This is a genomic window from Micromonospora sp. WMMD736, from assembly GCF_049179015.1.
Classification (GTDB): Bacteria; Actinomycetota; Actinomycetes; order Mycobacteriales; family Micromonosporaceae; genus Micromonospora.
In genome coordinates this window covers 5951622-5969969 of the sequence record NZ_JBMHMI010000001.1, presented here as the reverse complement: position 1 = coordinate 5969969, position 18348 = coordinate 5951622, and the positions used below count along the sequence as shown (strand labels likewise).

Annotated in this window: 18 protein-coding genes; 2 read left to right on the top strand and 16 right to left on the bottom strand. The window is 72.4% G+C overall.

Annotated features, from left to right (window positions below; all coding sequences use genetic code 11):
- Positions 1-99 precede the first annotated feature (99 nt).
- From dapB to rimP, 16 genes are all read right to left on the bottom strand, one after another.
- Positions 100-852, bottom strand: a complete 753-nt coding sequence (gene dapB / locus ACN269_RS26940; protein WP_421475043.1) for a 4-hydroxy-tetrahydrodipicolinate reductase — start codon at positions 850-852, stop codon at positions 100-102.
- A 48-nt stretch (positions 853-900) separates the two neighbouring features.
- Complete coding sequence (locus ACN269_RS26935; RefSeq protein ID WP_421475042.1) at positions 901-2298, bottom strand: M16 family metallopeptidase; 1398 nt, start codon at positions 2296-2298, stop codon at positions 901-903.
- 47 nt (positions 2299-2345) lie between these two features.
- Positions 2346-4733 carry a polyribonucleotide nucleotidyltransferase gene (locus ACN269_RS26930; protein ID WP_421475041.1) on the bottom strand — a complete coding sequence of 796 codons (2388 nt, stop codon included), beginning with the start codon at positions 4731-4733 and terminating at the stop codon, positions 2346-2348.
- A 227-nt stretch (positions 4734-4960) separates the two neighbouring features.
- Positions 4961-5230: a 30S ribosomal protein S15 gene (gene rpsO, locus ACN269_RS26925; protein WP_007456699.1), complete on the bottom strand. Its 270-nt coding sequence runs from the start codon at positions 5228-5230 to the stop codon at positions 4961-4963.
- Between the two features lie 192 nt (positions 5231-5422).
- On the bottom strand, positions 5423-6352 hold the full coding sequence (locus tag ACN269_RS26920) for a bifunctional riboflavin kinase/FAD synthetase (protein ID WP_421475040.1): 930 nt from the start codon (positions 6350-6352) through the stop codon (positions 5423-5425).
- A gap of 77 nt (positions 6353-6429) precedes the next feature.
- Positions 6430-7314, bottom strand: coding sequence for a tRNA pseudouridine(55) synthase TruB (truB, locus tag ACN269_RS26915; RefSeq protein ID WP_421475039.1), 885 nt, complete (start codon positions 7312-7314; stop codon positions 6430-6432).
- 31 nt (positions 7315-7345) lie between these two features.
- Positions 7346-8668 (bottom strand): MATE family efflux transporter, encoded by a 1323-nt coding sequence (locus tag ACN269_RS26910; protein ID WP_421475038.1) that lies wholly within the window; start codon positions 8666-8668, stop codon positions 7346-7348.
- Between the two features lie 554 nt (positions 8669-9222).
- The gene (locus ACN269_RS26905) at positions 9223-9432 is read right to left on the bottom strand and encodes a DUF6186 family protein (RefSeq protein ID WP_396803935.1); all 210 of its coding nucleotides are present in this window, start codon (positions 9430-9432) and stop codon (positions 9223-9225) included.
- Positions 9432-9839, bottom strand: coding sequence for a hypothetical protein (locus ACN269_RS26900; protein WP_421475037.1), 408 nt, complete (start codon positions 9837-9839; stop codon positions 9432-9434). The genes ACN269_RS26905 and ACN269_RS26900 overlap by 1 nt, the downstream gene beginning before the upstream one ends.
- Positions 9840-9951: 112 nt before the next feature.
- Complete coding sequence (locus ACN269_RS26895; RefSeq protein ID WP_421475036.1) at positions 9952-11010, bottom strand: DHH family phosphoesterase; 1059 nt, start codon at positions 11008-11010, stop codon at positions 9952-9954.
- Entirely contained in the window at positions 11007-11501 is a 495-nt protein-coding gene (gene rbfA / locus ACN269_RS26890) for a 30S ribosome-binding factor RbfA (protein WP_421475035.1), read from the bottom strand. Before rbfA ends, ACN269_RS26895 begins: the two co-directional genes overlap by 4 nt.
- A gap of 129 nt (positions 11502-11630) precedes the next feature.
- Complete coding sequence (locus ACN269_RS26885; RefSeq protein WP_421475034.1) at positions 11631-11927, bottom strand: DUF503 domain-containing protein; 297 nt, start codon at positions 11925-11927, stop codon at positions 11631-11633.
- Between the two features lie 90 nt (positions 11928-12017).
- Complete coding sequence (gene infB, locus ACN269_RS26880) at positions 12018-15023, bottom strand: translation initiation factor IF-2 (protein ID WP_421475033.1); 3006 nt, start codon at positions 15021-15023, stop codon at positions 12018-12020.
- A 93-nt stretch (positions 15024-15116) separates the two neighbouring features.
- On the bottom strand, positions 15117-15449 hold the full coding sequence (locus ACN269_RS26875) for a YlxR family protein (protein WP_421475032.1): 333 nt from the start codon (positions 15447-15449) through the stop codon (positions 15117-15119).
- 16 nt (positions 15450-15465) lie between these two features.
- Positions 15466-16509 carry a transcription termination factor NusA gene (nusA, locus tag ACN269_RS26870; RefSeq protein WP_421475031.1) on the bottom strand — a complete coding sequence of 348 codons (1044 nt, stop codon included), beginning with the start codon at positions 16507-16509 and terminating at the stop codon, positions 15466-15468.
- On the bottom strand, positions 16506-17204 hold the full coding sequence (gene rimP / locus ACN269_RS26865) for a ribosome maturation factor RimP (protein WP_421475030.1): 699 nt from the start codon (positions 17202-17204) through the stop codon (positions 16506-16508). The genes nusA and rimP overlap by 4 nt, the downstream gene beginning before the upstream one ends.
- 153 nt (positions 17205-17357) lie before the next feature.
- Here rimP and ACN269_RS26860 point away from each other — a divergent pair, with 153 nt between their 5' ends.
- Together ACN269_RS26860 and ACN269_RS26855 are read left to right on the top strand one after the other, a co-directional pair.
- The gene (locus tag ACN269_RS26860) at positions 17358-17885 is read left to right on the top strand and encodes a hypothetical protein (RefSeq protein WP_421476585.1); all 528 of its coding nucleotides are present in this window, start codon (positions 17358-17360) and stop codon (positions 17883-17885) included.
- Positions 17882-18319, top strand: coding sequence for a ferritin-like domain-containing protein (locus tag ACN269_RS26855; RefSeq protein ID WP_421475029.1), 438 nt, complete (start codon positions 17882-17884; stop codon positions 18317-18319). Before ACN269_RS26860 ends, ACN269_RS26855 begins: the two co-directional genes overlap by 4 nt.
- Positions 18320-18348: the final 29 nt, after the last annotated feature.

The following is an 18348-nucleotide window of genomic DNA, read 5'->3' as shown; positions in this document are numbered from 1 at the left end:
GATCTTGCAGTTTGTGTTGCCGAGATCGGCGGTAATGCCGCCTTTGTCGCGACAGGAACTGCAAGATCGCGGAGGGTGGCGCGGCGGCTGCGCGCCGGCTCAGCCGAGGAGGGGGTCCAGGCCGATGGTCAGGCCGGGGCGGCTGCGGACGGCACGGACGGCCAGGAGGACGCCGGGCATGAAGGACACCCGGTCGTACGAGTCATGCCGGATCGTCAGCGTCTCGCCGGTGCCGCCGAACAGCACCTCCTGGTGGGCAACCAGTCCGGTGGCGCGTACGGCGTGCACCCGTACCCCGTCGATGTCGGCCCCCCGCGCGCCCGGCACCTCGTCCTTCGTCGCGTCCGGCACCGGGCCGAGGCCGGCCTCGGCCCGGGCCCGGGCGATCTGCCGGGCGGTGTGCGTGGCGGTGCCGCTCGGGGCATCCAGCTTGCGCGGATGGTGCTGCTCGATGATCTCGACGGACTCGAAGTGCCGGGCGGCCCGCGCGGCGAACTGCATCATCAGCACCGCGCCGATACCGAAGTTCGGGGCGATGACCACGCCCACCTCGGGTCGGTCGGCCAGCCAGCCGCGCACCTGCTCGAGCCGCTGCTCGGTGAAGCCGGTGGTGCCCACCACCGCGTGGATGCCCTGCCCGATGGCCCACTCGAGGTTGTCCATGACCACGTCGGGCGTGGTGAAGTCGACGACCACCTGGGCGGCGGACGCGGCGTCGAGGCCGTCGCCCTGGTCGATCGCGGCGGCCAGTTCGAGATCGTCAGCGGCGTCGACGGCCTTGCAGACCTCGACACCCATCCGACCACGGGCACCGAACACACCGACCCGGGTCTTCCCTTGCTCGTCAGTCACGGGGCACAACCTATCCCAATCGGGACGCGGCGGGTCAGGCGGAGGCGGTCAGCCGGAGAAGTCGCCCTCGCCGAACGGACCGACGACGGCCAGCGACATCGGCCGACTCAGCAGCTCCACGGCGAGGACGTTGACCTCCTCGACGGTGACCCCGTCGACCCGGCGGAGCAGCTCGTCCACCGGCATCAGGTCGCCGTAGAGCAGCTCCCCCTTGGCCAGCCGACTCATCCGCGAGCCGGTGTCCTCCAGACCGAGCACGAAGGAGCCCTTGCTCATGCCCTTGCCCCGGGCCACCTCGGCATCGGTCAACCCGTCGGCGGCCACCCGGGCCAGCTCGGCCCGGGTCAGGGCCAGCACCTCGTCCACCTTGCCCGGCGCGCAGCCGGCGTAGACGGCGAACAGGCCGCTGTCGGCGTACTGGCTGGCGTAGGAGTAGACCGAGTACGCGAGGCCGCGCTGCTCGCGGATCTCCTGGAAGAGCCGACTGGACATGCCGCCGCCCAGCACGTTGTTGAGCACCCCGAGGGCGAAGCGCCGGTCGTCGGTGCGGTCGATGCCGGGGCAGCCGAGGATGACGTGCGCCTGCTCGGTCTCCTTCGGCTCGACCAGGGTGGTGGCCGGCTTGGTGCGTACCGCCGGGTTGGCCGCACGGTGCGTGGCCGGCGCGGCCGGGTCGCTGTCCAGCGGCGTGCCGCGCACGGCCTGGCGGACCAGCTTCACCACGGCGGCGTGGTCGAGGTTGCCGGCGGCGGCGATGACGATCTGTGGGGCGGTGTAGCGGTTCCGGTAGAAGCTCTGAATCTGCCGGCGGGTCATCGGCGTGACGGTCTCCTCGGTACCGGAGATCAGCCGACCCAGCGGGTGGTCACCGTAGACGGCCCGGGCGAAGAGGTCGTGCACCTCGTCACCGGGCTCGTCGTCGTGCATGGCGATCTCCTCGAGGATCACGCCCCGCTCGGTCTCCACGTCGGCCGGCTCGATCAGGGAGTCGGCGACCAGGTCGCACATCACGTCGATCGCCAGCGGCAGGTCCTCGTCCAGCACGCGGGCGTAGTAGCAGGTGTATTCCTTCGTGGTGAAGGCGTTCGTCTCACCACCGACCGCCTCGATCTGCGAGGAGATCTCCAGCGCGGTCCGCTTGTGGGTGCCCTTGAAGAGCAGGTGCTCCAGGAAGTGCGCGGCACCGGCCTGCGGACGGGTCTCGTCCCGCGAGCCCACCGCCACCCAGATGCCGAAGGAGACGCTGCGCATGGCCGGGATCGCCTCGGTGAGCACGCGCAGGCCGCTGGGCAGCACGGTACGTCGTACCGTGCCGCCCAACGGGTCGTCGCTGAGCGTCCGGGTGACCGCGCGGGCGGTGCCGCCGGAGCGGCCCGCCGCGGTGTCCCGAGACGGTGCCACCCCCCGTCGATCCGGTGGAAACGGCGCACTGAAGGCCCGACTCACGTGGTGCTCCCGGTTCGACGAGGGGTGGGTGTTGCAGGTGCTGGTGGTCAGCTGTGCCGGGTCCGGCGACGCGGGCGCTCGCCGCCCTCGCCACCACCCTCGCCGCCGCCCTCGCCACGGTCACCGCGCTCCGGGCCACGCCCGCCGCGGTCACCGCCACGCTCGCGGTCACCCCGGTCCCGCGGACCACGGTCGCCCCGGTCGCGGCCGGACGGACGGTCGCCACCGGCGGCCTCACCGGCGGCCGGCGCCTCGGCGCCCTCCGGACGAACCTTGTCCAGGTAGATCTTGCCGCGGGCGTCGATGTCCGCGATCTCGACCTCGACCCGGTCGCCGACGTTGAGGAAGTCCTCCACGCGCTCGACCCGCTTGCCGTCGCCCACCTTGGAGATGTGCAGCAGGCCGTCGCGGCCCGGCAGCAGCGAGATGAACGCGCCGAACGCGGCGGTCTTGACCACCGTGCCGAGGAACCGCTCGCCCTGCTTCGGCAGCGTCGGGTTGGCGATCCCGTTGATCCGGTCGACGGCCGCCTGGGCCGACGGGCCGTTGGTGGCGCCGACGTAGATCGTGCCGTCGTCCTCGATGGAGATCTCGGCGCCGGTCTCGTCCTGGATCGCGTTGATGGTCTGGCCCTTCGGGCCGATCACCATGCCGATCTTGTCCACCGGGATCTTGACGGTGGTGACCCGCGGCGCGTAGTCCGACATCTCGGCCGGCGCCTCGATGGCCGCCTTCATCACGCCGAGGATGACCTGCCGGGCCTCGTTGGCCTGCTGCAACGCGGCGGCCAGCACGTCCGACGGGATGCCGTTGAGCTTGGTGTCGAGCTGCAGCGCGGTGACGAACTCCGGCGTGCCGGCGACCTTGAAGTCCATGTCGCCGAACGCGTCCTCGGCGCCGAGGATGTCGGTCAGCGTCACGTACTCGGTCTTGCCGTCCACCTCGTCGGAGATGAGGCCCATGGCGATGCCGGCGACCGGCGCCTTCAGCGGCACACCGGCCGAGAGCAGGCCCAGTGTCGAGGCGCAGACCGAACCCATCGAGGTGGAGCCGTTGGAGCCAAGCGCCTCGGAGACCTGCCGGATGGCGTACGGGAACTCCTCGCGCGACGGCAGCACCGGGATCAGCGCCCGCTCGGCGAGCGCGCCGTGGCCGATCTCGCGACGCTTCGGCGAACCGACCCGGCCGGTCTCACCGGTCGAGTACGGCGGGAAGTTGTAGTTGTGCATGTAGCGCTTGCGGTTCTCCGGGGAGAGCGTGTCCACCATCTGCTCCATGCGGAGCATGTTCAGCGTGGTGACGCCCAGGATCTGGGTCTCGCCGCGCTCGAACAGCGCCGAACCGTGCACCCGGGGCAGCACGCCGACCTCGGCGCTCAGCGGCCGGATGTCGCGCGGGCCACGGCCGTCGATGCGGACCTGCTCGCGCAGCACGCGGCTGCGCACCTCGGACTTGGTGAGCGACCGGAAGGCGGCGGACAGCTCCTTCTCCCGGCCCTCGAAGCGGGCGCCCAGCTCCTCGGCGACCCGGGCCTTCACCCGGTCCAGGGCCTCCTCGCGGTCGGCCTTGCCGGCGATGGTGAGCGCCTCGGCGACCTCGCCACGGGCCAGGTCGGCCACCGCGTCGAACACGTCGTCCTGGTAGTCGAGGAAGACCGGGAACTCGGCGACCGGCTTGGCGGCGACCTCGGCCAGCTCGGCCTGCGCCCGGCACAGCTCGCGGATGGCCGGCTTGGCGGCCTCCAGACCGCTGGCGACGACCTCCTCGGTCGGCGCGGTGGCGCCGCCCGCGATCAGGGTCACGGCGTTCGGGGTGGCCTCGGCCTCGACCATCATGATCGCGACCTCGCCGTCGGCGAGGGTACGGCCGGCCACGACCATGTCGAAGGTGGCGCGGGCCAGCTCCTCCAGGGTCGGGAAGGCCACCCACTGGCCGTCGATGTGCGCGACACGGGTCGCGCCGATCGGGCCCGAGAACGGCAGGCCCGAGAGCTTGGTCGACATCGAGGCGGCGTTGATCGCCACGACGTCGTACGGGTGCGCCGGGTCGAGCGCGAGGACGGTCTCGACGACCTGGACCTCGTTGCGCAGGCCCTTGACGAACGACGGGCGCAGCGGCCGGTCGATCAGGCGGCAGGTGAGGATGGCGTCCTCGCTGGGCCGGCCCTCACGGCGGAAGAACGAGCCGGGGATGCGGCCCGCGGCGTACATCCGCTCCTCGACGTCGACGGTCAGCGGGAAGAAGTCGAACTGCTCCTTCGGCTGCTTGCCGGCGGTGGTAGCGGAGAGGACGACCGTCTCGCCCAGCTGGGCGATGACGGAACCGGCGGCCTGGCGGGCCAGCCGACCGGTGGAGAAGGTGATCTCGCGGGTGCCGAAGGACCCGTTGTCGATCACGGCGGTGCGGGATTCGGTGCCGAGTTTGGTCTCGGTCATGTGCTGTCGTGCTCCTTCGCGTCGTGGGCCCACGACGTCGGGGAGCTGCTCAGCCGGCCGGTCTTCGATCGAAGCGCCCGGGTGGCCGGCGTGCTGCCGGGTTCCCGGGGGCCACTACCGGAGACCGGTACGCTGACCGGCTCCCTCTCGGGTGGTCGCGCGGCCCGTGTTTCTTTCAGGTGGGACGCGGATCGGGGGAGCGGCCGTCCGGCCGCTCCCCCGTCACGTCACCGGCGCAGACCGAGCCGCTCGATGAGCGTCCGGTAGCGGGCGATGTCCTTCTTCTGGACGTAGTTGAGCAGCCGACGGCGACGGCCGACCAGCAGCAGCAGCCCACGGCGGCTGTGGTGGTCGTGCTTGTGCACCTTCAGGTGCTCGGTCAGCTCGGCGATCCGCTTGGTGAGGACCGCGACCTGCACCTCCGGCGAACCGGTGTCGCCCTCGGCGGTCGCGTACTCCGCGCGGATGCTGGCCTTGGCTTCCTGGTCGAGCGCCATGTTCTCCCTGTTTCAGTGGGTTGATCAAGTGGGTGTCCGTCGTCCCGATCGGGACCGGGAACGGACCGGTTCCTCGCACCCGCGGCGTCGAGCAGGCACGCGAGGCCCCACGCCGGTCACCCGACGTCCCCGCAAGACTACCAGCACCCGCCGGTAACACCCGGCCAAGGGCCGGCGCGGCCCGGCGGATGATCAGCTCAGTGCGCGCCGGGTGCGCTCGACGTCCTCTTCGATCTGGGCGATCAGCGGCTCGATCGAGTCGTACCGGACCTGCCCGCGCAGGTGCGTCACGAAGTCCAGCGCCAGCCGCTCGCCGTAGAGATCACCGGAGAAGTCCAGCGCGTACGCCTCGACCCGCCGCTCCCGGCCGGAGAAGGTCGGGTTGGTGCCCACCGACACCGCGGCCATCAGCGGCTCAGGCTGACCCCGGCGGATCATGCGGGCCGCGTACACCCCGTCGGCGGGTACCGCCGCGTACCGGTGGCAGAGCAGGTTCGCGGTGGGGAAGCCGAGCACCCGGCCGCGCTGGTCACCACGGACCACCACGCCCTCCACCCGGTGCGCGCGACCCAGCGCGTCCGCCGCGGTGCCCACGTCGCCCGCGTCGACGCAGGAGCGGATGTACGTGGAGGAGAAGACGGTGCCGTCCGCGGCGATCAGCGGACTGCCCTCCACCCCGAAGCCGAAGGTCTGACCCAGCCGCTCCAGCAGCGCCACGTCGCCGGCCGCGCGATGCCCGAAGCGGAAGTTGTCGCCGACCACCACCAGCGCCGCGTGCAGGTGTTCGACCAGGATGTCGTGGACGAACTGCTCGGGCGGCAGCCGCGAGAACTCGGGAGTGAACGGCACCACGCAGAGCACGTCCACGCCGAGTGCCTCGATCAACTCGGCCTTGCGACCCGGCTCGGTGAGGATCGCGGGGTGTGAGCCGGGGCGGACCACCTCGGCCGGGTGCGGATCGAACGTGACCACCACGGACTGCACGCCCAGCTCCCGGGCGCGGGCCACGGCGTGCCCGATGGTCGCCTGGTGCCCCTTGTGCACGCCGTCGAAGACGCCGATGGTGACGACCGAGCGCCCCCATCCTCCGGGCGCCGCGTCGTACCCCCGCCACCGCTGCATGCCAATCCTCCCCTGCTGTCCCGCCCGTCGGCGGGTCGACTGCGCCGGCCGAGGGCCGGCGGACCTGCGTCCCGCCGTCAGGCCGGGGCGAGCACGATCTCCGCGCGGGCCCGGCCGTCCCGCTCGCTGACGATAGCGATCAGACCTCCGGCGGGGCCGAAGACGGCGTACGGGCCGGCGATGCCGGCCGGGTCCAGCGGCCCGCCGTGGCCGAGCACCTTCGCCTCGTCGGGGGTCGCGTCCCGGCGGGGGAAGAACCGGTCGGCCGCGGCGTCGAGCGGCAGGTTCACCACCTCCGGAGCGCGCTCCTCCAGCTGGTCGAGGGTGGCCGCCTCGGCGAGAGCGAAGCCACCCACCGCGGTCCGACGCAGCGCGGTGAGGTGCCCGCCGACACCGAGGGCCAGGCCCGCGTCCCGGGCGATGGCCCGGATGTACGTGCCCGAGGAGCAGGTCACGTCGATGTCGACGTCCACCACGTCCGGCTGCTCCCGGCGGATCGCCAGCACCTCCAGCCGGGAGATGGTCACCCGGCGCGCGGGCAGCTCGACGCTCTCCCCGTCCCGGACCCGCTTGTACGCCCGCTGCCCGTCGATCTTGATGGCGCTGACCGCGCTCGGCACCTGGTCCACCGCGCCGGTCAGCGCGGTCAGCGCGGCGTGGACCGCCTCGTCGGTGACGTGTCCGGCCGGGGTCGTGGCGATCACGTCGCCCTCGGCGTCGTCGGTGACGGTGGCCTGGCCCAGCCGGATGGTGCCGGTGTAGCTCTTGCCCGCGCCGATCACGTAGGTCAGCAGCCGGGTGGCCCGACCGACACCGATCACCAGCACTCCGGTGGCCATCGGGTCGAGGGTGCCGCCGTGCCCGACGCGGCGGGTCTTCGCCAGTCGGCGGATCCGCGCGACCACGTCGTGCGACGTCATGCCGCCGGGCTTGTCGACGACGATCAGACCATCGGTGCTCACGTCGCCCAAGCCTGCCAGACGCCGGCACCGGTCAGCGGACGGCCCCGACCACCGCCCAGCCGCCGGAGCGCACCCGCAGCAGCAGGGCGACCAGTCGGATCACCACGAACAGGGTCAGGCCCGCCCAGATGCCACCGAGTCCCAGGTTGAGCACGTACGCCAGCCAGATGGCCGGCAGGAAGCCGCCGAGCGCCGCCACGATGGTGAGATTGCGCAGGTAACGGACGTCACCGGCGCCGATGAGGACGCCGTCGAGCGCGAACACCACCCCGGCCAGCGGCAGCATGGCGACGAACCAGGGCCAGGCGACCATCGCCTGCTCGCGTACCTGCCCGTCGGAGCTGAACCAGGACGGCACCACGCCCGCGCCGGCGGCGATGACCAGGGCGAAGGCGACGCCGCAGAGGCCGCCGAGCAGCCCGATCCGGCGGGCCAGCGCTCGGGCGCCCGCCGCGTCGCCGGCCCCCAGGGCCGCCCCGACGAGGGACTGCGCGGCGATGGCGAGCGCGTCGAGCACCAGCGCCGTGAAGAACCACAGTTGCAGGGCGATCTGGTGGGCGCCGACGGCGGCAGCGCCGAACCGGGCGGCGACCGCCGTCGCGGAGAGGAAGCTGGCCTGGAACGCCAGACCCCGGATCAGCAGGTCCCGGCTGAGCACCAGCTGGTCGCGGATCAGGCGCGGCCGGGGCCGCAGCGACAACCGCTCGGCGACCAGCGCCCCGGCGAAGAGCACGCCGGAGAGGGTCTGCGCGACCGCGTTGGCGACCGCCGAGCCGGTCAGGCCCAGGCCGGCGGGGTAGACCAGCAGCGGGCAGAGCAGGGCGGAGACCAGGTTGGGGCCGAGCACGAAGTACAGCGGACGGCGGGTGTCCTGCACGCCGCGCAACCAGCCGTTGCCGGCCGCGGCGAGCAGCAGGCCGGGGGCGCCGAGCGCCGCGACGCGCAGCCACTGCGCGGCCGCGCCGGCCACGTCGCCACCACCTCCGGCGAGGGTACGCGCCAACGCGCCCCCGCCGATCTGCATGCCGATCGCGACCAGCAGTCCGACGCCGAGCGCCAGCCAGGACGACTGCACTCCCTCGGCCACCGCCGCCGCTCGGTCGCCGGCGCCGAAGCGACGGGCGGAACGCCCGGTGGTGCCGTACGCGACGACCGTCCCGAGCCAGGCGGTGAGTGTCATCACCGTGCCGCCGACGGCGAGCGCGGCCAGCGGCACGCGACCGAGGTGCCCGACGACGGCCGTGTCGACGAGCACGTAGAGCGGCTCGGCGGCGAGCACCACGAGCGCCGGCAGGGCGAGGCTCGCGATCCGGCGTGGTGAGGCGGATCGGTCGACGGTGGCGGTCTGGCTCATCGCCGCCGATCGTGACACGCCGGCAGTAAGGACTGCAAGCGCGCCGATGGCTTACCTACACGCAGCACCCGTGGCCGCGCCCCACCTCGTCGATCGCGCACGTGGTGTTGGTGAATTGCGGCATTGCGCCGACCTTGTCACCACAGCAACTGCACGATCGGCCGACCGGTGGGGTCTGGGCTGGGCTGGGTCGGGCTTACTGGCGGGTGTCCATCGACGTCTGGAGCGCGCGGCGGGCCTGCTCGCGGGCGTCGTCGGTGGTCTCGGGCTTGGGCTTGTTCGGCATGGTGGGCTCCTTCCAGGGTGCGAGCCACCGGCGCGCGGCGGCCCTCACGGGCGGTAGTGCTGAGCGCCCCACGGCGGTCCGGGGTTACCGGAGCAGCCGACTGGGCAGCGAGAGCCCGGGTCGGTCCGACCCTGGAGGGAGGCGGCGCGAGGTGTGACACCCCCACCCACGACCTGCACCACGACGTGGCGTCGGCCACTTCCCAAGTTATCGTTCAGGTCCAGATGCTGCCCACGGTTCCCGCCATTTGGACCATCGACCACCCGCCTCACCGGGCCAGGAAGTGCCAGCCCAGCCACCACCAGAAGCCGAACAGACCGATCCTGCCCACGGGCACCGACCCGACCTCGTAGCGCATCACGTACGCGCACACGTCGCTCATCGTGGGGATCCGGGAGCCCTCCCGGCGGGCCAGCACCTCGATGACGGCGAAGAGGACGAGCGCGGCAAGGAAACCGCCGATCGCAAGGGCCCGCATCATCGCCGCACCAACCCCCAGAACGCGGCCAACCAGGCGAACCAGGCCGCCGACCGGGTTAGATGATCCTCCAGTAACGGGTCGGCGAGCCGGGAGAAGGTGGGAAAGTCGTCGCCCACGGCGAGCACGAAGGTCGCGCCCTCGAAGACCCCGAAGATCACCACCGGCAGGGCCCACCACGCCGCCCCCGCGCCCAGCCGGGGCGGTGCCGGACGCCGGGGCACCCGGTTGCTCAGACCGAGCCAGATCAACACGCCGCCGGTGCCGAGCGTGTAGAGGTTCGCCTCGGTGGAGAACGACGCGAACCGACCGCCGACGAGGGACAGGCAGAGGAGAACCGGAACGGAGACGGCGGGCCGGTCCCAGGCTCGGGGGGCCTCCACGGTGAGATCGTGCGGCTGCTCCATCCCGCAATTCTTCCCGGTCTCACGCAGCGCGGGAAGGCCAACACTCCCCGGAGCTGACCCTGAACTTGCCGCTCCTACCGCAGTGCCAGCGCGGCGGACGGGCCGCGAGGGGTCAGCCGACGTTGGAGATCAGCGCCGCGCCCAACTCACCGCGGATCGCCTCGACGACCTGCTCGGTGCTCCCCCGGCCGGTGAACCCGGCCGCGAACCTGTGGCCACCCCCGCCCAACGCGACCGCCACGCGGCTGACGTCCACCGCGCCCTTGCTACGCATGGACACGGCCCACTCGTCGGGCGCGGTCTGCTTCAACACGCAGCTCACGTCCGCCTCGGCGGTGCACCGCACCGAGTCGATGAGCGCCTCCAGCACGTACGGCCGCTGGTCGTGCCGAACCAGGTCGTCGAGGGTGGCGAAGGTCCACACCAGTCCCCGACCCTCGGCGGCCGACGGTTCCAGACGAGCGCGGCCGAGCACCTCTCCGAAGAGTCGGACCGCGCCGAAGGGCCGGGTGTCGAAGACGCGCCGGGAGATGTCACCGGGCGAGATGCCGGTGGCCAGCAGCCGGGCGGCCATCTGATGTACGGCCGGAGTGGTCGCCTCGAAGCGGAACGACCCGGTGTCCGTGGTCAGCGCCACGTAGAAGCACTCGGCGATGGCCCGGTCCGTCGTCACGCCCAGCCGCGCCAGGAGCCGATCGGCGACCACCGACGTCGCGGCGGCTGTCGGGTCGACCAGGTTGACCGTACCGAAGCCCGGATTCGAGGCGTGGTGGTCGAGCACCAGCGCGGCACCCGCCGTCGACAGCCGGTCGGCCAGCTCACCGAGGCGCGACTCGCTGGCCGCGTCGAAGCAGATCACCAGGTCCGGTGCCGGGTCCGCGTCGCCCGGCGGGACCAGAAGCGCCATCCCGGGCAGACCCCGGAACGGTTCGGGCACCTCCGGCGGCCCGGGAAAGGTCGCCTGCACCCGGTGTGCGCCGAACTGACGCAGGCCCAGACCGAAGCCGAGCATGCTGCCCAGCGCGTCACCGTCCGGGTTGACGTGGCAGATCAACAACACCCGGCCGGTCGACGGGAGTGCGCGGATCAAGGTCTCGGCCGCCGCCCAGTCCGCCTCGGACGGGCCGACGTCGACCGTCGCGGCGAGTTGGGCACCGGCGGCGCCCGTCACCGCGCTGCCCCACCCCGGGGAGTCTCGGTGGCGTCGGCGGCGGCGTCGGCCTCCTCGTCCGTCTCGTCGTCCTCGTCCTCGACGCGGTACGGCTGCGCGTCGCCCGCGTACTCGGCGCGGGCGGCGAGCCGCTGCACCTCCGCGTCGGCGTTGCGGGCGGCGGCGAGCAGGTCGTCGATGTGCTTGACCTGGTCCTGCACGTCGTCGAGGACGAACGTCAGCGTGGGCGAGTGCCGCAGCCCGAGCGCCTTACCGACCGTGCTGCGCAGCATTCCCTTGGCGCTCTCCAGAGCCGCCGCGGTGTCCGCCTGGGCCACCGCGTCACCCAACACCGTGTAGAAGACCGTCGCGTCGCGCAGGTCGGCGGTGATCCGGGCGTCGGTGATCGTGATCATGCCCAGGCGCGGGTCCTTGATCTGGCTCCGCACCACCGAAGCGACCAGCTCACGCACTCGTTCCGCGTGCCGGCGTACCTTGGCCGGATCAGACATCTCGCCACCTCCACGGCGTCCCGCTCCCGGCCGGCCCGGACGGCCCTGGAGGCCGCCGGCCGACCGGCCAACATCTCGAACACTACCTTCGCGGTGGCGACGGTCGCCGGGCACCGCCGGCCCCGTGGGTCAGTCGTCGTCCACGCCGTACAACCGGCGTCGAACCGACAACAGTTCGACCTCGGGGCGGGCGGCCACCAGGCGCTCGCAGGAGTCGAGCACCTCGCGGACGTGCGCCGCCTCGGCGGCGACCACGGCCACCGCTATCTCCGCCCGACCATGCAGGTCGAGCGCACCCACCTCGGCGGCCGACACCTCGAAACGGCGCAGGGCCGCCACGATCGGCCGTACATATGATCTCTTGGCTTTGAGCGACCGGGAGTCGCCCGGCAGCAGCAGGTCGAAGACCGCGGTTCCGGTAAACATCGACCCGGACGATACCGCCAACTGACCCCGCATGATCAAGGGGTTTACGCCGGCCGGCGTAAACCCCTTGATCAGCGTGTCACTGCCGGATCAGGCGCGAACCTTCTCCCGCATCTCGAAGGTCTCGATGACGTCGCCGACCTGGACGTTGTTGTAACCACCCAGGGTCAGACCACACTCGAAGCCCTCGCGGACCTCGGTGGCGTCGTCCTTGAACCGCTTGAGCGAGGTGATCGTGAGATTGTCCGCCACGACCGTCCCGTCCCGAAGCAGCCGAGCCTTCGCGTTGCGCCGGATGATGCCCGACCGGACGATGCAACCGGAGATGTTGCCGATCTTGGACGAGCGGAACACGTCGCGGATCTCCGCGGTGCCCAGCTCGGCCTCCTCGTACTCCGGCTTGAGCAGGCCCTTGAGCGCCGCCTCGATCTCCTCGATGGCCTGGTAGATGACCGTGTAGTACCGGATCTCCACGCCCTCGCGGTCGGCCATCTCGCGGACCTTGTTGGAGGCCCGCACGTTGAAGCCGATGATCGTGACCGGCTCGGACGAGGCGCTCGCGAGCATGACGTTGCTCTCGGTGATCGCGCCGACGCCCCGGTCGAGGACCTTGAGCTGGACCTCCTCGGGGATGTCGAGGTTGAACAGCGCGTCCTCGAGGGCCTCCACCGAACCGGAGACATCGCCCTTGAGGATGAGGTTGAGCGACGTCTTCTCGCCCTCCTTGAGCTGCTCCATGAGCGTCTCGAGGGTGGCCCGACCACGGGAGTTGGCGAATGCCGCCGCCCGCCGCCGCGCCTGGCGCTGCTCGGCGATCTGCCGCACCGTGCGGTCGTCCGCCGCGGCGAGGAACGTGTCACCCGCGCCGGGCGGCGCGGTCAGACCCAGCACCATGACCGGACGCGCGGGCCCGGCCTCGGAGACCTGGTTGCCGTTCTCGTCGAGCATGGCCCGGACCCGGCCGTGGGCCCCACCGGCGACGATCGAGTCGCCCGCCCGCAGGGTGCCCTTCTGCACCAGCACCGTGGCCACCGCACCGCGACCCTTGTCCAGGTGCGCCTCGATCGCCACACCCTGCGCCGGCCCGTCGATCGGAGCGGTCAGCTCCAGCGACGCGTCGGCGGTGAGCAGGACGGCCTCGAGCAGCTCCTCGATGCCGATGCCCGGCTTCGCGGCCACGTTGACGAACATGGTGTCGCCGCCGTACTCCTCGGCGACCAGGCCGTACTCGGTCAGCTGCTGGCGGACCTTGTCCGGGTTGGCCTCCGGCTTGTCGACCTTGTTGACCGCGACCACGATCGGCACGTCGGCCGCCTTGGCGTGGTTCAACGCCTCGATGGTCTGCGGCATGACGCCGTCGTCGGCCGCGACCACGAGGATCACGATGTCCGTCACCTGGGCACCACGGGCACGCATGGCGGTGAACGCCTCGTGACCCGGGGTGTCGATGAAGGTGACCGCGCGGTCCTCGCCCTCGTGCGGGACGTGCACCTGGTACGCACCGATGTGCTGGGTGATGCCACCCGCCTCACCGGCCACCACGTTCGCCTTACGGATGGCGTCGAGCAGCTTGGTCTTACCGTGGTCGACGTGACCCATGACGGTCACCACCGGCGCACGGCTGACCAGGCGCTCCTCGGCCACCTCGGCGTCGAGGTCGATGTTGAACTGCGCGAGCAGCTCGCGGTCCTCGTCCTCCGGGCTGACGATCTGGATGTCGAAGCCCAGGTGCTCACCCAGCAGCTGCAGGGTGTCGTCGGAGCAGGACTGGGTCGCGGTGACCATCTCGCCCAGGTTGAACATCTCCTGGACCAGCGAACCCGGGTTGGCGTTGATCTTGTCGGCGAAGTCCGACAGCGAGGCGCCACGGGAGAGCCGGACGACCTGACCCTGACCCCGGGGAGCACCCGAGCTCATGGTCGGAGCCGACAGGTTGTCGAACTCCTGTCTGCGCTGCTTCTTGGACTTGCGGCCACGGGTCGGCCGACCACCCGGACGCCCGAAGGCACCCGCGGCGCCGCCGCCACGGCCACGACCACCGGCACCCGGACGACCGCCGCCGCCGGAGGGAGCACCCGGACGGAAACCACCGCCGGGAGCGCCACCGCCACCACCGGGGCCACCCCGGTAGCCACCGCCACCGGCACCGCCGCCGCCACCCGGGCCGCCGCGGTAACCGCCGCCGCCACCACCGGGACCGCCACGGAACCCGCCGCCACCGCCACCGGGACGGCCCGCGCCGCCACCGGGGCGACCCGCGCCACCGGGGCCGGGACGACCGGCGGCCGGACGCTGACTCGGCATGGACGCCGGGCTCGGCCGCGGCGGCATGGAGTTCGGGCTCGGCCGCGGCGGCATACCCGCCGGGCTGTTCGGCCGGGGACCACCCGCACCGGCGGCCGGCGGCCGCTGCTGCTGCTGGCCGCCCTGGATGCCGAACGGGTTGTTGCCAGCGCCGCGCGCCGGCGGACGACCGCCCGGCCGGGCACCCGGACCGGGAGCCGGCGCGCTCGGCCGAGCGGCCGGCGAACCGGGACGGGGCGGCATCGCCGCCGGACCCGGCCGAGGACCGGGCCGGTTGCCGTCGGCCGGAGGCTCCCGGCGGACGGGGTTCTCCCGCTGCTGCTGACGGGCGGCCTGCGCGGCCTTGACCGCGGCCTCCTGCTCAGCCTTCAGCGCGGCGGCACGCGCCTCCGCGGCCGCCACCTCGATGTCGTGGGCACTCGCCGGCTTGGCGACCGGGGCCGCCGACTGCGGCGCACCGGGCACCGGACCCTTGGGCTTCGGACCGGGCACCGGCGCGGCCGGCCGCCGAGGCGGCATCGGCTTGGCCGAGACCCGGGGGGCGCCCGGGGTCGGGGACGGCGTCGGGGTCGGCGTCGAAGCCGGCGTCGGCGCGGGCGCCGACGGGGCGGCCGGCGCCGGAGCACCGGCGGACGCGACGAATGCGTTCCTCAGCCGTCGGGCGACGGGCGCCTCGACCGTGCTGGACGCGGACTTGACGAACTCGCCCATCTCCTTGAGCTTGGCGAGAACGGTCTTACTCTCGACCCCGAGCTCTTTTGCAAGCTCGTGTACGCGGGCCTTGCCTGCCACTGCACTCCTCACTCCGAGGTCGTGCGGGCAGCACCCGCAGCGACCTCACTCGTGCACTTGAAGCCTGGTCATTTCAGGGACTTCATCGTGTGCTCATGTCGGTCGTCCTACCCTGCTAGCGACCCTCGCCCGGTCGGGCTGACCGGACGTAGTGGTTGGCGCATCGACGTGCTCTGCCAGCACACCGTGGTCGAGGACCTCGGTGATGCGCAGCGCTCGCCCGAAGGCGCGGCGCCGCACCGCCAGCGCGAAGCAGGCCGGATCCGGGTGCATGTTCGCTCCCCGACCCGGCAGCCTGCGGCGCGGATCAGGCCGGAGGCTGTGACCAACCTCGTCTCTGATCGCGACGATCCGCAGCAATTCGCTGGCCGGCGCACGTTTCCGGCAGCCCACACAGGTGCGCTCCGGCTGCGCGCGTCGTACCACTGGAAGAAGTCTACCCCTAGCTGCCCGAGATCGCGCCGCCCGGCTCCGGCACGTGATCCGCCGCCCCCCGCGCCGCCGGGGCGGTCTGCTCCGCGTCGGACCGAATGTCGATTCGCCAACCGGTCAACCGGGCAGCAAGGCGGGCATTCTGCCCCTCGCGGCCGATGGCGAGCGAGAGCTGGAAGTCGGGAACGGTCACCCGGGCAGCCCGACCAGCCAGGTCCACGACCTCGACCCGCAGCGCCTTGGCCGGCGACAACGCGTTTCCGACGAAGGTGGCCGGGTCGTCCGACCAGTCGATGATGTCGATCTTTTCGCCGTGCAGCTCGCTCATCACGGCTCGCACCCGCTGACCCATCGGACCGATGCAGGCGCCCTTGGCGTTCACGCCGGGGGTGGTGGAGCGGACGGCGATCTTCGTACGGTGACCTGCCTCACGCGCGATCGCGCCGATCTCGACGGTGCCGTCGGCGATCTCCGGCACCTCCAGCGCGAACAGCTTCTTGACCAGCGCCGGGTGGGAGCGGGACAGGGTGATCTGCGGCCCGCGCATGCCCTTGGCCACGTGCACCACCACGCACCGCACGCGCTCACCGTGCGCGTACTGCTCGCCGGGCACCTGCTCGGACTGCGGCAGGACACCCTCCAGCTTGCCCAGGTCGACGCTGACGATGCCCTTCTCGGTACGCGTCTCGTGCGCCTGCACCACGCCGGTGACCAGGTCACCCTCGCGGCCCACGTACTCGCCGAAGTGCACCTCGTCGGTGGCCTCCCGCAGGCGCTGGAGGATCACCTGCTTGGCGGTCATGGCGGCGATCCGGCCGAAGTCGTGCGGGGTGTCGTCCCACTCCCGCACCAGCGAGCCGTCGTCATCCATCTCCTGCGCGTACACCAGGGCCGCGCCGGACTTACGGTCGATCTCCACCCGGGCGTGCGGCTCCGCGCCGTCGGTGTGCCGGTAGGCGGTCAGCAACGCGGTCTCGATCGCCGCGAGGATCGTGTCGAACGGGATCTCCCGCTCGCGCTCGAGTGCGCGCAGCGCCGCGAGGTCGATGTTCACCTCTCCTCGTCCTCCACATCATCATCGTCGTCGATGTCGTCTGCATCGTCGTACTCGTCGGTCTCGTCCGCGTCGTCGAACTCGTCCGGCTCACCCAGCTCGGCGAGGCGGGTGAACTCGACCTGCACCCGGCCCGGGCCCAGCTGGGCGTACGCCCACCGGGCCTCGCCGCCGTCGGTCTCCAGTCGTAAGCCCTCGTCGTCGGCCCCGAGCACCCGACCGGTCACCTGACGGTCGCCCGAGGGCTGCTCGCCGCGTTGGCCGGGCAGCGCCGCGGCGCCCCGGACGGTGACCTTGACCAGTCGGCCCACGTTGCGTCGCCAGTGCCGGGGCAGGGTGAGCGGCCGGTCCACACCGGGCGAGCTGACCTCGAGCTGGTACTCCCCGGCGACGATGTCGCCGTCGGCCTCCTCGGCCGCGTCCAGCGCCTTCGAGACCGCGCGGGAGACGTCCGCGACGGCGTCCAGGTCGATCCCGCCGTCCGCGTCCACGATCACCCGTACCACGTGCCGGCGTCCGGCTCGGGAGACCGACAGGTCCTCCAGGTCGTAGCCCACACCGGTCACCACCGGCTCGATCACGGTCCGCAAACGGGTGCGCCGGGCCGCGAGATCACCGCCGCCGCGTGGAGCGCGGGGACCCGCGCCGTCGCGGGGTCGACCCGTCGACCTGGTGGCACGGCCACGCTGCGTCATGTACGCACCCTTTCCCTGGTCGATCGGGACGTCGTCCCGCCATGCCGGCACGCCACCGGAGCGGACGCGCCGGTGGCTGCGCAGAGCGTAACGCGCCTGCCGGGCGGTGGACCGGGCGGCGCACCGACGCCGGTGACGCCCGGACCGGACCCGATGGTGTTGACTTGCCCGGTGGGGATCGGCAGAACGACTCAGCGCGACCAAGTATTCCGGCATTCCCGGCGAAAGCTCCTACGGGCCGGCGCTCTCCTGGCGCTCGGCGGCGCGGTGGCGCCCCTGACAGGCTGTGATCTTTTCGACCGCGACGACGAGCCGACGCCACCGCCGGACCCGCTGCGGTCGATGGTGGACGAGGCGCTCGGCCTCGCCGCGGCGTACCGGGCGAGCGCCGCCGCCCACCCGGACCTGGCCGACCGCCTCAATCCCATCGCCGAGACGCACACCGCGCACGCCACCGAACTCGCCCGGGTCGTCGGCATCACCCTGCCGTCCGCACCCGCCGTCGATCCGAGCGCCACCGCGGCCAGCGAGCCGGCGGGCGCGCTCGCCGACCTCCGCGCCCGGGAGAAGGCCGCCCAGCAGTCCGCCACCGCCGCCTGCGCCGCCGCGCCCGCCGCAAGGGCCGCGCTGCTCGGATCGATCGTCGCGGCGCGGGCCACTCACCAGGAGGCACTGAAGTGAAGCAGCCCACCGCCGAGGAGGCGCTCGCCGCCGCGCTCAGCGCCGAGTACGCGGCCATCTACGCGTACGGGCGGATCGGTGTCCGACTCACCGGCGCGGTTCGCGACGCCGCCCACCAGGCAGAGGCCGCGCACCGACGCCGACGCGACGCGGTGGTGGTGCAGTTGAGCGGTGCCGGGGGCACCGTTCCACCCGACCGGGCCGGCTACGCGCTGCCGTTCCCGGTCACCAACCGGGCCAGCGCCCTCCGGCTGGCCATCGAGGTGGAGGAGCGCACCGCGGCGCACTGGCGGGCCGCGTTGGCGTCCACCACCGGCGCCGACCGGAACCAGGCGCTGGCCGCCCTCGTCGAGTACGCCGTACGGGCGACCAAGTGGCGCAAGGCCGCCGGGGTGACGCCACCCACTGTCGCATTTCCCGGCCGTCCGACCTGAACCGATCCGCCCCGGTTGCGGAGCCCATA